This is a genomic window from Micromonospora sp. NPDC050397, from assembly GCF_044901685.1.
Classification (GTDB): Bacteria; Actinomycetota; Actinomycetes; order Mycobacteriales; family Micromonosporaceae; genus Micromonospora_G.
The window spans coordinates 209,228-223,713 of the sequence record NZ_JBJDPS010000010.1 but is presented as its reverse complement, the minus strand read 5'-3'; the positions used below and the strand labels follow the sequence as shown (position 1 = coordinate 223,713).

The 14,486-nt window shown below is 72.3% G+C and carries 10 protein-coding genes; 7 read left to right on the top strand and 3 right to left on the bottom strand.

The features are described from left to right. Positions 1 to 164: 164 nt before the first annotated feature. A complete protein-coding gene (locus ACI2K4_RS27235; RefSeq protein ID WP_404515386.1) occupies positions 165 to 875 on the bottom strand; it encodes a hypothetical protein in 711 nt (236 codons plus the stop codon). 69 nt (positions 876 to 944) lie between these two features. Here ACI2K4_RS27235 and ACI2K4_RS27230 point away from each other — a divergent pair, with 69 nt between their 5' ends. Genes ACI2K4_RS27230 through ACI2K4_RS27220 form a run of 3 tightly spaced genes read left to right on the top strand, consistent with a single transcriptional unit; the run spans position 945 to position 5,288 of the window. After that, the gene (locus ACI2K4_RS27230; protein ID WP_404515385.1) at positions 945 to 3,560 is read left to right on the top strand and encodes a valine--tRNA ligase; all 2,616 of its coding nucleotides are present in this window, start codon (positions 945 to 947) and stop codon (positions 3,558 to 3,560) included. Between the two features lie 59 nt (positions 3,561 to 3,619). Further along, entirely contained in the window at positions 3,620 to 4,891 is a 1,272-nt protein-coding gene (locus tag ACI2K4_RS27225) for a bifunctional folylpolyglutamate synthase/dihydrofolate synthase (protein ID WP_404515403.1), read from the top strand. Between the two features lie 22 nt (positions 4,892 to 4,913). Then, positions 4,914 to 5,288 carry a DUF4233 domain-containing protein gene (locus ACI2K4_RS27220; RefSeq protein ID WP_404515384.1) on the top strand — a complete coding sequence of 125 codons (375 nt, stop codon included), beginning with the start codon at positions 4,914 to 4,916 and terminating at the stop codon, positions 5,286 to 5,288. Positions 5,289 to 5,310: 22 nt separating this feature from the next. Here ACI2K4_RS27220 and ACI2K4_RS27215 read toward each other — a convergent pair whose 3' ends face one another. Beyond that, positions 5,311 to 6,870 carry a VOC family protein gene (locus tag ACI2K4_RS27215; RefSeq protein ID WP_404515383.1) on the bottom strand — a complete coding sequence of 520 codons (1,560 nt, stop codon included), beginning with the start codon at positions 6,868 to 6,870 and terminating at the stop codon, positions 5,311 to 5,313. Between the two features lie 150 nt (positions 6,871 to 7,020). Here ACI2K4_RS27215 and ndk point away from each other — a divergent pair, with 150 nt between their 5' ends. The 4 genes from ndk (at position 7,021) to ACI2K4_RS27195 (ending at position 13,522) form a co-directional block, all read left to right on the top strand. Next, positions 7,021 to 7,446: a nucleoside-diphosphate kinase gene (ndk, locus tag ACI2K4_RS27210; RefSeq protein WP_404515382.1), complete on the top strand. Its 426-nt coding sequence runs from the start codon at positions 7,021 to 7,023 to the stop codon at positions 7,444 to 7,446. Positions 7,447 to 7,527: 81 nt separating this feature from the next. Then, on the top strand, positions 7,528 to 8,934 hold the full coding sequence (locus ACI2K4_RS27205; RefSeq protein WP_404515381.1) for an SWIM zinc finger family protein: 1,407 nt from the start codon (positions 7,528 to 7,530) through the stop codon (positions 8,932 to 8,934). Further along, positions 8,931 to 11,681 carry a DUF6493 family protein gene (locus tag ACI2K4_RS27200; RefSeq protein WP_404515380.1) on the top strand — a complete coding sequence of 917 codons (2,751 nt, stop codon included), beginning with the start codon at positions 8,931 to 8,933 and terminating at the stop codon, positions 11,679 to 11,681. The genes ACI2K4_RS27205 and ACI2K4_RS27200 overlap by 4 nt, the downstream gene beginning before the upstream one ends. Before the next feature lie 251 nt (positions 11,682 to 11,932). Beyond that, complete coding sequence (locus tag ACI2K4_RS27195; protein ID WP_404515379.1) at positions 11,933 to 13,522, top strand: alkaline phosphatase D family protein; 1,590 nt, start codon at positions 11,933 to 11,935, stop codon at positions 13,520 to 13,522. Positions 13,523 to 13,681: 159 nt separating this feature from the next. On the opposite strand, the gene ACI2K4_RS27190 is transcribed toward ACI2K4_RS27195, so the two are convergent. After that, a complete protein-coding gene (locus ACI2K4_RS27190) occupies positions 13,682 to 14,470 on the bottom strand; it encodes an ABC transporter permease (RefSeq protein WP_404515378.1) in 789 nt (262 codons plus the stop codon). Positions 14,471 to 14,486: the final 16 nt, after the last annotated feature.

Genomic DNA, 14,486 nt, shown 5'->3' with positions numbered 1-14,486 from the left:
ATGGTACTGCACTCGGGAGGGTGTGGGAGAGTAGGACGCCGCCGGACAACTTTCTGATGTGGGCCACCCCAAAAGGGGTGGCCCACATTTGTTTTACCCGATCGGAAAGGCCGTCGGCTCACTCGGGTGCGCCGGTCACGACTCGGCGCACCCGAGTGAGCGGATCAGTCGCGGGTCTGCATCTCGTTTCGGATCGACAGCATCAGCGGCGCCGCCTCGTCGACCCCTCGACCGGGAAACATCGCCATGGCGACGCTGCCGTGATCGGCCCAGCCGCAGACCGTCAACGCGTCGTCCTGCTGGCTGGTGCCGCACTTGAGCACCCCGCCCAGGTCGCCCGCAGGCTGCTCGCGTAGGCCGGCAAGCTGGCCGGAATCGTCGGCGACAAGCTTGAACAGCCGGTCCAGGTCCTGCTCCGGTTGCCAGATCAGGGTCGTGCCGCCGAAGAGCAGGACGGACCGTTCGGGCTGGGCCGGGTCGGCGTACACCGCCCCGAGGCTCTGTTCGAGCTGGATGTCGGCGGCGAGGCCGCTGCGCAAGTAGTCCGCCGTTTCCCTGGCCCGGGCACTCTCGTCCAGGGTGAGGCCGGCGACCTTCGGCGGTGTGGCGAGGGTGGTGTCCTTCTGCTCGGCGATCCGCCAACCGAAGGTGCCCAGCACGGCGGCTCCGGCGAGGCCGACAAGAAGCGCCGCCCCCAGCACGACCAGCCGCCGACGCGACGGCGGACCGGACGGACGTCCTTCGGAGTCGTCCTCGAAACGGAATCCCGGGGTGATGTCCACCGGTTCCGGGGTGATGTCGACCGGTGCCGGTGTGACGTCGACCGGTGCCGGATCGGCGACCGAGGGGCGATCGGAGAGGTTCGCGTCGGACATGACCGTCACCGTAGTCCAACCGGTGGTGCTGCACGCCGGGCCCGCTGGGGGGCTCCGTAGACTTTCAGGGTGACCGAGACACTGGATACCCAACGTACGGCCGTCCCGTCCCTGCCCGCGCAGTATCAGCCGGGTGAGGTAGAGCAGCGGCGGTACGAGCAGTGGGTAGCCGCCGGCCACTTCAGGGCCTCGGCGGAGAGTGACAAGCCGCCGTTCACGATCGTCATCCCGCCGCCGAACGTCACCGGTTCGCTGCACATGGGGCACGCGCTCGACCACACGGTGCAGGACGCCCTGATCCGGCGGAAGCGGATGCAGGGCTTCGAGGCGCTCTGGCTGCCCGGTATGGACCATGCCGGCATCGCCACCCAGAACGTGGTGGAGCGGCAGCTTGCCGCCCAGGGGTTGTCCCGGCACGACCTCGGTCGGGAGAAGTTCGTCGAGCGGGTCTGGCAGTGGAAGGCCGAGTCGGGCGGGGCGATTCTCGGCCAGATGCGCCGGCTCGGTGACTCGGTCGACTGGGACCGTGAGCGCTTCACCATGGACGAGGGGCTCTCCCGGGCCGTACAGACCATGTTCAAGCGGCTCTACGACGACGGCCTGATCTACCGGGCCGAGCGCATCATCAACTGGTGTCCGCGCTGCCTCACCGCCCTTTCGGACATCGAGGTCGAGCACACCGACGACGACGGCGAGCTGGTCTCGATCCGGTACAGCGACGACGTGGTGGTCGCCACCACCCGGGCCGAGACGATGCTCGGTGACACCGCCGTTGCGGTGCACCCGGACGACGAGCGCTACCGGCACCTGATCGGGACCGAGGTGGAGGTGCCGCTCACCGGCCGCCTGATTCCGATCGTGGGGGACGAGCACGTCGACCCGACGTTCGGCACCGGGATGGTCAAGGTGACCCCGGCACACGACCCGAACGACTTCGAGATCGGCCAGCGGCACAACCTGCCCTCCTTGACGATCATGGACGAGCGCGGCGTGATCACCGCGCCGGGGCCGTTCGAGGGGCTGGACCGGTTCGAGGCCCGTCCGGCGATCGTCGCCGCGCTCCGCGAGGGCGGCCGGATCGTGGCGGAGAAGCGGCCGTACGTGCACGCGGTGGGTCACTGCTCGCGGTGCCGTACGACGGTGGAGCCCCGGCTCTCCTTGCAGTGGTTCGTCAACACCGCCCCGCTGGCCCAGGCCGCCGGAGACGCGGTGCGGGACGGGCGGGTCCGGATCGAGCCGGCCGAGTTGGCCAAGCGTTACTTCGCCTGGGTCGACAACATGCACGACTGGTGCATCTCCCGGCAGCTCTGGTGGGGCCACCGGATCCCGGTCTGGTACGGCCCGGACGGCGAGGTCGTCTGCGTCGGCCCGGACGAGCAGCCCCCGACCGGGCCGGGTTGGCGACAGGACGAGGACGTCCTCGACACCTGGTTCTCCAGCGGCCAGTGGCCGTTCTCCACCCTGGGCTGGCCGGAGCGGACCGCCGACCTGGAGAAGTTCTATCCGACCAGTGTCCTGGTGACCGGGTACGACATCCTCTTCTTCTGGGTCGCCCGGATGATGATGTTCGGCCTGTACGTGATGGACGGCCGCCCGCCGTTCGACGTGATCGCGCTGCACGGCATGGTCCGGGACCAGTACGGCAAGAAGATGTCCAAGTCGTTCGGGAACGTGATCGACCCGCTCGACTGGATCGAGCGGTTCGGCGCCGACGCGACCCGGTTCACCCTGGCCCGGGGCGCGAATCCCGGTGCCGACGTGCCGGTCAGCGAGGACTGGTGCCAGGGCTCCCGCAACTTCTGCAACAAGCTTTGGAACGCCACCCGGTTCGCGCTGATCAACGGCGCGAACGTGACCGGACCGCTGCCCGAGCCGGCCCGGCTGTCGCCGGTGGACCGCTGGATCCTGTCCCGGCTCCAGCACGTGGTGGCCGAGGTCGACGAGCAGTTCGAGACGTACGAGTTCGCCAAGGTCTGTGACACGCTGTACCACTTCGCCTGGGACGACGTCTGCGACTGGTACGTGGAGCTGGCGAAGCCGGTGCTCGCCGCCGGTGGCGAGCCGGCCGAGACCACCCGTCGGGTGCTCGGGCACGTTCTCGACCAGGTGTTGCGCCTGTTGCACCCGATCGCGCCGTTTGTCACCGACGAGCTGTGGAGCGCGTTGACCGGGCGGGAGACGGTGCAGACGGCGAGCTGGCCGGTGGCCGACGCGGGCCTGGTGGACGACGGTGCCGAGGCCGAACTGGCCATGTTGCAGCGGGTGGTGACCGAGATCCGCCGGTTCCGCTCCGACCAGGGACTCCGGCCGGCGCAGCGGGTCGCGGCCCGGCTCGACGGGCTGGACGGTGCCGGTATCGCCGGGCACGAGCCGCTGATCCGTTCGCTGGTCCGGCTGGAGGACGGGGGTGCGGACTTCTCCGCCACCGCGACCCTGGCCGTCGCCGGTGGGGTGAACGTGGCCCTGGACACCCGGGGTTCGATCGACGTCGCGGCGGAACGCGCGCGGTTGGAGAAGGACCGGGCGGCGGCGGAGAAGGAGGCCGCCCAGGCCCGGGCGAAGCTCGGCAATCCGGCCTTCGTCGACAAGGCACCGGAACCGGTGGTCAACAAAATCAAGGATCGGCTGGCGGTCGCCGAGGCGGACCTGGCCCGGATCGCCGCCGCGCTGGAGGCACTCGCGTGACCGACCGTGAGGAGTTCGCCCAGGTCGACGCGGAGCTCAACGCGCGCGGCTTCACCCGGATGGTGTTTGACCTGGGGCGGATCGAGCAGTTGCTCGACCTGCTGGGCAGCCCGCAGCGGGCGTACCCGTCGATCCATTTGACCGGGACCAACGGCAAGACCTCCACCGCGCGCATGATCGATTCGGTGCTGCGGGCGTTCGGGCTGCACACCGGCCGTTACACCAGCCCGCACCTGGAGACGGTGCGGGAGCGGATCAGCCTGGACGGCGAACCGGTCAGCGAGGCGCGCTTCGTCGCCACGTACCGCGAGGTGCAGCCGTTGGCGGAGTTGGTCGACCAGCGGGCGGCCGAACCGTTGACGTACTTCGACGTGACGACGGCGCTGGCGTTCGCGACCTTCGCCGACGCCCCGGTGGACGTGGCGGTGATCGAGGTCGGCCTCGGTGGCGCGGACGACTCCACCAACGTGCTCGGTGCCGGCGTCGCGGTGATCACCCCGATCGGGCTCGACCACACCGAGTTCCTCGGTGACACGATCGAGGACATCGCACTGGCCAAGTCCGGGATCATCCACAAGGGCGCCACGGTGATCTCGGCGGCCCAGACCGAGGAGGCCGCCCGGCCGTTGCTGGAGCGGGTGGCCGAGGTCGGCGCGACCATCGCCCGGGAGGGCAGCGAGTTCGGTGTGGTGCGGCGGGCCGTCGCGGTGGGTGGGCAGGTGTTGACCATCCAGGGGCTCGGCGGGATCTACGACGAGATTTTCATTCCGTTGCACGGCGCCCACCAGGCGCAGAACGCGGCGGTCGCGCTCGCCGCCGTCGAGGCGTTCCTCGGCGCCGGGGCCAACCGGCAGCTCGACATCGAGGCGGTCCGTGAGGGCTTTGCCGGCGCGAGTTCGCCCGGCCGGCTGGAGCGGGTCCGTTCGGCACCGACCATCCTGCTCGACGGCGCGCACAACCCGCACGGCATGGCCGCCACGGTCAACGCGCTCCAGGAGGAGTTCGCGTTCAGCCGGCTGGTCGCGGTGGTCGCCGTACTCGGGGACAAGGACGTGGCGGGGCTGCTGGAGCTGCTGGAGCCGGTGGTCGACCAGGTGGTGGTCACCAGGAACACCTCTCCCCGGGCGATGCCGGTCGCGGAGCTGGCGGCGCTGGCCGAGGAGTTCTTCGGCCCGGAGCGGGTCGAGACGGCGGAGGACATGCCCGACGCGATCGAGGCTGCGGTGGCGCTCGCCGAGTCGGACAGCGACGCGGAGCTGAGCGGGGTCGGCGTCCTGGTCACCGGCTCGGTGGTGACCGTCGCGGACGCCCGCCGGTTGCTGAAGCGATGACACCGGAACGGTTGCTGAAGCGATGACAGCCGAGCAGGGACCGGACCCGTCGGCGGGACGTCCGTCGGGACTGCGCGACCCGGTCCGGGCGGTACGCGGTCTCGGCGCCGGCACCCTGGTCATCGAGATGTTGGTGCTGCTCCTGGCGATCCAACCGATCCGGCTGATCGGCGGGGACCTGAGCGGCGGCGCGATCGGCGTCATCGTCGCGCTGGCGGTGCTCGCACTCCTGCTCTGCGGCCTGCTGTCGCGGCCCTGGGCCTGGCACGCCGCGACGGCACTGCAGGGGCTGCTCCTGCTCGCCAGCTTCCTGCACTGGTCGCTCGGCGTGCTCGGGGTCATCTTCGCGCTCGTCTGGGCCTACGTGTTGCACGTACGCCGGGCGATCCTGGGTTGAGGTCGGCCCGGCGGCCGGCGGATCAGCCGGCCGTGCGGGGACGCCACTGGGTGAGTGCGATGCCGTGCCCGTCCGGGTCGCGGAACGCCGCCGCCCAGAGTTCCAGCTTGGAGCCCCGGTTCACCGCCCTCGGAGCGTAGGTGAAGCGGACGCCCTTGCCGCGCAGCTCCTCGTAGACCGCCTCGACGTCGCCGACCTCGAGATTGAGGTGGACCAGACGGCGGTTGATCGGCGCGACGTCGGCGATGGCCCGCAGCACGATCCGGGTGGCGCCGGAGGCCAGTACGGCGTTGCCGTCCCCGCCGTCGATTTCGAAGAAGCCGAGCATGTCCCGGTAGAACGTCACCGAGCGGTCGAGGTTGGTGACGAGCAGGGTGATACCGACGCCGTGGATCGGGCCCGAGCCGCCGACCTCGGCGCTCGGCGGGGTGGTGACGAGCCCGGCGATCAGGTCCTCGTCGTCCTCGTCCGGTCGGCCGGACACCGGATCGGTCGTCGCCGGTCGGTTGTCGCCCGTGGCGCGGTCGCGGTCGGCCGCCGGTTCGTCGAAGTCGATCAGGAGGTCGATGGGGCCCGGGGAGGGGGCGGGTTCGTCGAGCCGGTCCTCGACCGGGTCCGGCACCCGGTCGTCAAACCGGTCGGTCCGGTCGGTCCGGTCTTCGGTCCGGTCGGTGACCTGGTCCTCGACGCGGTCGCCGTTCCGATCTTCGATCCGGTCATCGATCCGGTCATCGACCCGGTCGGTGTCGTAGCGGTCCGGGTCGGGGCGGTCGGTGTCGGTCCGCAGCGGCGGGGCGTCCGGGTACGGGTCACCGGCGGCCGGCACCCGCGCGCCCCGGGTCGGCCCGGGAGACGGCTTGGCCCGGCGCGGCAGTGGAACCGTGGTCGGCGGTTCGACCAGGGTGCCTTCGAGCACCACCGTCCCGCCCGGGGTGTGGTGTACCACCACGGGTTCCTCGCGCAGGCCGCGCAGGTCGTCGTCGAGGTCCGCGGTGACCGGTTCGGCCGGGGACGGGGTCCGGTAGCCCTCGTCCGAGCCCCGGCGCACCCACGGTGGCACGTCCTCCTCGATCAGCACGTCGTCGCGGAGCCGGTCGAGCTCCTCGTCGAACTCGGGCGGCAGGTCGCCGCGCTCGGCGGCCTCGGCGTGGGTGGGCACCTCGTCCCAGAGGATCCGTACGTGCCGGGGGTCGTCGATCGCCACCATGATCGGCAGCGCGGTGCCGGGGGACGGCCACTTGGTCACCGGCACCCTCGGGTCGCGTACCCGGATCGACCGGGGTGGCAGGCCCGGCGCGTCCAGCACGATCTGCAGCTCGCACCGGCCGAAGACCGACGAGGCGGGGGGCTCGGAAACGCTGTGTACGTGGGCGATGCCGGCGACCCAGGCACGGGCGCCACTGCGTACGGTGGTGACCAGCCCGAGCCCGATGGAGAGCACCAGCAGTGCCACCCCGAGCGCGACGATCGCCCAACTGGGCATGCCGCAGCCGAACAGGATGACAAAGGTGGCGAAGGTGCCCAGCACCCCCGCGACGAGTTTGCGCACGGGTGCGACCGATCGACGGATGCCGTCTGCCACAGTGGACCTCCCTGGTTAAGGCCAGGCTAGGCCCGATCCGCCAGGAATGGAAAGAGCGCAGCCGCCAGACATGGGTGGCGTCGGGGGTCGTGGGCCGGCTCGCTAGGCTGATCCTGCCCAGCCGTACCCACCCCGCCAGGAGGAAACAGCGTGTCCACCAGCAGCCAGGAGGAGCGTACGCTCGTCCTGATCAAGCCCGATGCGGTCCGCCGCCGCCTGGTCGGCGAGATCGTCTCGCGGTTCGAGCGCAAGGGACTCGGCATCGACGCGCTGGAGCTGCGCACGATCGACGGCGAGTTCGCCGACCAGCACTACGCCGAGCACGTCGAGAAGCCGTTCTACCCGCCGCTCAAGGACTTCATGACCGGTGGCCCGCTGGTCGCGCTGGTGCTCTCCGGCGACCAGGTGATCGAGGTGGTCCGGGGGCTGGTCGGGGCGACCGACGGCCGGCGGGCGGTGGCCGGCACGATCCGTGGCGACCTCTCCCTGTCGAACCGGGAGAACCTGGTGCACGCCTCGGACTCGGTGGACAGCGCCAAGCGCGAAATCGGGCTCTGGTTCCCCGAACTGGGCTGATCCGCGTACCGAGCCGGTCGGTCGGACAATCGGCGTGGCGGACACCTCCGGTTGTCATACCGGACGGCTAGCTTCTCCGCCATGGCCACGCTGGCGACGTACTCATATCTGCGCCCGTCCGGACTGACCCCCGAGGACCGGCGACTGACACTGCAGACCTCGGGTGGGCCGACGGCCCACCCGAGGTTCTTCACCGGTTTCCTCACCGCGCCCGAGGCGGCGGCGGTCGGGTTGCTCGCGGTCGCCGAGGTGGCCCGGACCCGTTACTACCAGCCGGTCAGCCCGGCCAGCCTCGACCCGGTGGTCACCGGCGGGCTGGACCGGCTGCGGTTCGAGTCGTTCTCCGGCTGCTGCGGCGTCTACGCCCGCCTCGACGTGCTCCCGGACGGGCTGGACGGTGAGATCACCGCGCACGGGACCACGAACGTGGACGTCAACCCGCCGTTGCGCCAGGCGCTGGCCGGCATCGGTGACACCGACCCGATGCACGTGGCGGTGGGGCCGGACGACCTGACCGTCACCACGGTCGACGACGGTCCGCTGGTCGAACGGAAGGTGCCGCTGCCCGGACGCTGGCTGCGCGGCTTCGCCGAGGCCCAGGTCATCACCGCCCCGTTCGAGCCCCGGATCCAGGTCACCGGGACCGAGGCGACGGCATTCCTGCGACGGCTGCCGAGTGGCTCGGACCGTTCCGTGCTCTGGGCGGTGCCCGCCGGACGTTCGCTGCGGCTGACCTCACGACCGGTGCCGGGCGCGGTCTGCCTGCCGGGTGCCGGCCGGTTGGTCGCGTTGCGGCCGTTCCTGCGCTTCGCCACCGCGCTGCGGGCGTACGGGCCGCCGGTCCGTCCGGGCAGCGGGCCGGTGGCCAGCACCTGGGAGCTGAGCACGCCGTCGCTGCGGCTGTCGCTGACCCTGTCACCCGAACCGCACCGGGGTTTCTCCGGCGAGGGTGCGGTGCTCGCCGCGCTCGTCGGCGACGAGGTCTGCGACGACGCGGACCTGGTCAGCGCGCTGCTCTCCTGGGACCCGACGATCGACGTCGGCGCGCTGGCCGACGACGCCGGGCTGCCCGCCGACCGGGTGCGGGCCGCGCTGGTGCAACTCGGCACCGCCGGACGGGTCGGTTACGACGTGGCCGAGGCGGGTTACTTCCACCGGGTGCTGCCGTACGACGCGGCGGCTGCCGAGCGGATGAATCCTCGGTTGGTCGGGGCGCGGGCGCTGGCCGAGGGTGGCGCGGTCCGCGTCGACGGCGACCTGGCGACCGTACGCAGCGGCGAGGAGAGCTACCAGGTGCGCCGGAGCGGGGACGCCGCCTCCTGCACCTGTCCCTGGTGGGCGAAGTACCGGGGCGGGCGGGGGCCGTGCAAGCACGTACTGGCGGTGCGGCTGGTGACCGGCCGTGACCCGGCCGATCGTGACCCGGCGAGCCATCAGCCGGCCGACGCCGGGCACGGGCAGTCCGAGCCCCTCGGGACGTCGGCATGAGCGCCATCCACCGCGAACCGGAGCTGAACTGGCCCGACCTGCTCCACGCGATCCAACTGGGCAAGGCCGACGTGGTCGGCAAGCTGCTCCGGGGCGGTACCGAGGAGCAGCGCCTGCCGTTCGGCCCGCAACTGGAGGCGTACGTCAAGGGCCGACCCGCCGAACGCGGCTGGACCTGGCAGCCGGTTGTGGCGCTGGCGGTCGCCGCGCTCGGTTGCCTGCCCTCCGCGGCCCGGACCGCCGCGCTGCTCGGTCGACGGGAGGTCCGAGGTTGGTGGGGTGCGATCCCGGTCGACGAGCTGACCGAGATGGCCCGCGCCCGGGAACTGCCCTGGCTGGGTGACCTGGCCCGACGGCTCGCCGGCAAGCTCCGCCAGGACGGCGACGCGGGTGAGTGGGAGCTGGTCGCCGGCCTGCTCGCCGAGGCCGGGGTCGACCCGCCCGCCGACGACGCGTTCGTCCGGGGGTGGCTGGCCCACCGGCAGGGGTGGCGCCGCGACGACGGGCGCCCGCCGCTGCTCGACCGGCTGCGCGACGACCCCTACCTCGACGCCCTGTTGCCGAGACTGTTCGAGGTGGACGGGCTCGGCGTCGAGCTGGCCCGCCGGGACTGGGACCGGCAGGAGCGCCGCTGGAGCGAGCGTCCGGGGGTCCCGCTCGCGCTGGTGGCGCTCGCCGCCGAGGGGCGGGTCGACCGGGCGGTGCTGCTCGACGGCGTACTCGGGCGGTTCCTGCGGGGGGACCGGTTGGCGGCGCTGCGCGCGTACGCGGTGCTGCACGACGAGTTGGCGCCGACCGAGGCGGAGCTGACCGAGCGGGTCGGCCGCTACGTCCGGTTGCTGCCGGACGCGCACTCGACCATCGCCGGGCTCGCCCAGGCGGCCCTGCGCCGGCTGGACGAGGCCGGCGGGTTGGAGCTGGACACCCTGCTGCACGGCAGCTCCCAGCTCCTGGCCCGGCCGGAGAAAATGCTGGTCAAAGCACAGCTCGGCTGGCTCGACCGGGTCGCGAAGCGGGAGCGGGACCGGGCCGGGGAGGTGCTGGAGAGTGTTGCCGTCGCGTTCGGCCACGACGCGCTCGACGTGCAGGAGCGGGCACTGACGATCGTCCTGCGGCACGCCCGTCGGCTCGACCCGCCGACCCGGGGCCGGCTCGCCGAACTCGCCACCGGTCTCGCCGGTGACCTGCCGGCCCGGGCCGCCGCCGCGCTCGGCGTACCGGTGGTGCCCGTGCCGGTGGAGCTACCGGCGCTGGCGCCGCTGCTGCCGGTGCAGCCGGCGGCGTCCATGCCACTGCCGCTGACCGACATCGCCGAGCTGGCCGAGGAGATCAGCGCGCTGGTGCACGACCACGGTTCGATGATCGGTTGGGAGCGGGTCCTCGCCGGGCTGGTTACCTGCCACGGACGCGATCCGGCGTCGTTGCGCGACGCCCTCGTCCCGGTGCTGGAGCGGTACGACATCGCGTTCTCGACCGGGTACGTCTACGACCAGCCCCGGCTGCGCCAACTGCTCGGCGAGGCGATCCGGGCCGCCGTCCGGGTCGGTACCAGGACGTCCGGCTGGGAACGCGGCGTGGCGATGGTCCGGGCGGCCCTCGGCGGCTCGCCGGCCCCGCTGCCGACCATCGGGTACGGCCCGGGACCGCAGCGGGTGCTGGCCCTGCGGGTGGCGGAGATGGCGGTCTACACCCGGTTCCAGCCGGTGCCGGCGCTGGTCGCGACGCCCACCCGGGTGAACGGTCAACTCGAGGCGACGGTGCTGGTCGAGCGGCTCGCCGAGGCCGAGCGGGCGGGTTGGCAGCCGTGGCGGTTCGACCTGGAGCAGGCGTTGCTGCGGGTGCCGCGCGAGGTCGACGGTGACGCGCTGACCCGGGCCGCCGCGTTGCGTTCGCCGGCCGGCGTACGGCTGGCCCGGTGGCTCGCCGACGGTGGTGCCCCGCACCCGGTCTCGGTACGCGAGGAGCAGCGGCGGCCGGCTCGCAACCGGCTCGCCCGGTGGGAGCTGAACCGGCTGCCCGAGCGTCGGGTGGTGGTCGGGCTCCGGCCCGGGGCCGCGACGTACGACACCCTCGGCCAGGAGCTGTTCGAGATCGACCCGCCGGACCGGCCGGTGCTGGAGCAGAGCGACTCGGAACACAAGCTCTGGCCGGCGGTGCTGCCGAACCACCGGGAGGTGGTCGCCGCCTGGGCGTTGCCCGCCCTCGCCGGTCTGGCCGACTCCGACCAGCGCGGGGCCGAACTGTTGCCACTGCTCACCGAGACCGCCGGACCGGTCGGACCGGCGATGACCCTGGCGCTCGCGTACACCCTTGCCGCGCGGCACGAGGCGGACCGGGTTGCCGGGCTGGACACGTTCCTCGCCCTGGCCGGCACCGGGGATCTCGACAGCGCGGCGCTCGGTCGGGAGATCGGCGACCTGGCCGCCGCCGGCATTGTCAAGCTGACCCGGGTGGTGACCGGCTTGGCCGAGGCGGACCGGGCCGGTGCGCGGGCGAGCGTCTGGGCCACGATCGAGGCGGCGCTGCCGGCGGTGCTGGCCGCCGCGCCCCGGGGCGGGCCGGACCTGCTCGCCCTCGGCGCCCGCACGGCGACCGCGGACTCGTCCGCCACCCGGTCGGAGGCGGGGTCCGAGGTCGCGGGTGAGCGGGCCGCGTTGCTGGAGGCCCTGGCCGAGGTCTCCGCGCGGGGCGGCAGCGGCCGGCTGGTGACCGAGGCGCGCCGGCTGGACCGAGTGCTCGGCGGGTAGCGCAAAAGCGGGGCCGTGCAGGCGAACACGGTCGCCCCGTCGTTCACGTCGTCCAGGAGGTGGCACCGGTCGTCCCGTCCCCGTCCAGGAGGTGGCCCCGGTCGTCTCGTCGTCCCCGTCCAGGAGGTCACGCCGGTCATCCCGTCGTTCGCGTCCAGTTCCGGGCCCGGTCACCTGAACCCGGTGGCCGGGCCACGTCGGATCGATAGACAAACCGGGTCACACACCCGATTCGACCCGTGGAGGAACGGATGACCCCGCTCGATCGACGTACCCTGTTGCGCGCCGGACTGGTCAGTGGCGCTGGCGTCGCCGGCGGCGCGCTGCTCGGCGCGGCCGGCGCGAACGCCGCCGGATTCGCCGCACCGGCGTGGCGGCCCAGCGGGCGGCCGGTGCTCACCCACGGTGTGCAGAGCGGCGACGCCACCGCCGACTCGGCCGTGGTCTGGACCCGGGCGGACCGGGCCGGTCGGTTGCACGTCGAGGTCAGCCGCCGGCCCGACTTCCGGGGTGCGCGCCAGGTCCGGGGGCCGCTGCTGAGTCCGTCGGGGGACTTCACCGGCAAGGTACGTCTGCGTGACCTGCCCGCCGGGGAGCGGCTGCACTACCGGGTCCGGGTGGAGAGTCCGGACCGGCCGGGCCTGTTCAGCGAGCCGCTGGTCGGGTCGCTGAGTACCGCTCCCGGTGCCGACCGCCGGTCCGGCCACGGGCACGATTCGCACTCGGACCTGCGGTTCGTCTGGACCGGCGACATCGTCGGCCAGGGCTGGGGCATCTCGCCCGACTTCGGCGGGCTGAAGATCTTCGAGTCGATGCGGAAGGTGCGGCCGGACTTCTACCTGTGCAGCGGTGACACCGTCTACTCCGACGGCCCGTTGACCGAGACGGTGACGCTGCCGGACGGGCGGATCTGGCGCAACCTGGTCACCCCGGAGAAGAGCAAGGTCGCCGAGACGCTGGCCGAGTACCGGGGACAGTTCGCGTACAACCTGCTCGACGAGCACCTGCGGGCGTTCGCGGCGGAGGTGCCGCAGATCAACCAGTGGGACGACCACGAGGTGACCAACAACTGGTACCCGGGCGAGATCCTCGCCGACGACCGCTACACCGAGAAGCGGGTCGACGTGCTCGCCGGCCGGGCCCGGCAGGCGTTCCACGAGTGGCTGCCGACGCCGGGCGACGGGCGGCTCTACCGGCGACTGTCGTACGGGCCGCTGCTGGACGTGTTCGTGCTGGACATGCGGACGTACAAGGACACCAACGACGGCAACACGTACGCCGACCCGAACCGTGGACTGCTCGGCCGGGAACAGCGGGAGTGGCTGATCCGGGAGCTGAAGCGATCCCGGGCGACCTGGAAGGTGATCGCCAACGACCTGCCGATCGGGCTGGTGGTGCCGGACGGCGCGACCGCGCAGGAGGGGGTGGCGCAGGGCGACCACGGCCTGCCCGCCGGGCGGGAACTGGAGTTCGCCGAGGTGTTGCGGGCCGCGCACACCGGCGGCGTACGGGGCATCGTCTTCGTCACCGCCGACGTGCACTACACCGCCGCTCACCACTACGACCCGGCCCGGGCCGCCGTACGGGACTTCACCCCGTTCTGGGAGTTCGTCTCCGGCCCGGCGCACGCGGGCGCGTTCGGCCCCAACGCCCTGGACGGGACGTTCGGCCCGAAGGCGGTCTTCGTCAACGCCCCACCGGCCGCCAACACCTCACCCGCCGAGGGTTTCCAGCACTTCGGCGAGGTCGCCATCGACGGCCACTCCGGCGCCCTGACCGTCCACCTCCGCGACCGCGACGGCCACTCCCTCTGGTCCACCACCCTCCCCGCCCCCCACTAACCCCCCACTACCCCCGGGTAACCCGCCCCCTCCCCGCCCCTCTCCGCCCCGCCCTCTCCCCGCCCCCCGCCCCCGTTGATCTAGGGCAAATCCGCGTGATTGGAGATTAACTAGCGCTGATTTGCCCTAGATCGGCGAGGTGGGGGGAGGGGGTGGGGGTTAGAGGGTGTCTAGGGAGGCGTGGTGGCGGCTTTCGGATTCGAAGAATTTGAGCAGCGCGGCGGCGAGCAGGGCGTACCCGAGGCCAACGGTGAGCTCGGCGGCGAGTGGGCCGGCGGCGGCGCCCAACCCCTCGCCGGCGAGCAGCCGGCGGGCCGCCTCGGCGGCGTGGGTGATCGGCAGCGCGTCGCCGACCAGTCGCATCGCCACCGGCAGCTCGTCGCGGGGCACGTTCACCCCGGTGAGCAGGAGCAGCAACGCCACCGACACGTTCGACACCAGCCACACGTCGCGGAAGCGCAGACCGATCGCGCCCAGGGTCAGCCCGAAGAAGCCGCAGGCCAGCGAGCCGGCGGCGAGGGCCAGGAGCAGGCCGGGCAGCGCCGCCGGCGGCACCCGCAGGCCGAGCAGCACCGCGCCGCCGGTCAGCGTGAACGCCGCGATCAGCAGACCGTTGGCCGCGTACGGCAGCACCCGGCCGAGCCAGACCGCGGTCCGGCTGCGTGGCGAGAGCAGTACGTGGCCGAGCGTGCCGAAGCGCCGTTCGTTGGCCACCGCCATGGTGCCGCCGAAGACGCAGGCGAGCGAGGCGGCCAGGACGGCGTTGCCGACCAGGTAGAACCGGTCGTCGGCGACCCCCAACTGGCGCCCGAGGTAGGCGAAGAAGAGCAGTTGGAACAGCGGGCCGACCAGCAGGGTGCCGATGAACATCGGCGGTGTGGTCCAGTTGAACAGCGCCCGGTAGGAGATGACGCCGCCGACGCCGACGAGGCGGAACAGTGCGGTCACGGGATTCTCCTCGGTA

Coding starts and splice junctions, on each gene's coding strand:
- ACI2K4_RS27220 (WP_404515384.1), top strand. CDS start 4,914: ATGACAGCCGAGCAGGGACCGGACCCGTCGGCGGGACGTCCGTCGGGA.
- ACI2K4_RS27225 (WP_404515403.1), top strand. CDS start 3,620: ATGGTGTTTGACCTGGGGCGGATCGAGCAGTTGCTCGACCTGCTGGGC.
- ACI2K4_RS27195 (WP_404515379.1), top strand. CDS start 11,933: ATGACCCCGCTCGATCGACGTACCCTGTTGCGCGCCGGACTGGTCAGT.
- ACI2K4_RS27205 (WP_404515381.1), top strand. CDS start 7,528: ATGGCCACGCTGGCGACGTACTCATATCTGCGCCCGTCCGGACTGACC.
- ACI2K4_RS27235 (WP_404515386.1), bottom strand. CDS start 875: ATGTCCGACGCGAACCTCTCCGATCGCCCCTCGGTCGCCGATCCGGCA.
- ACI2K4_RS27200 (WP_404515380.1), top strand. CDS start 8,931: ATGAGCGCCATCCACCGCGAACCGGAGCTGAACTGGCCCGACCTGCTC.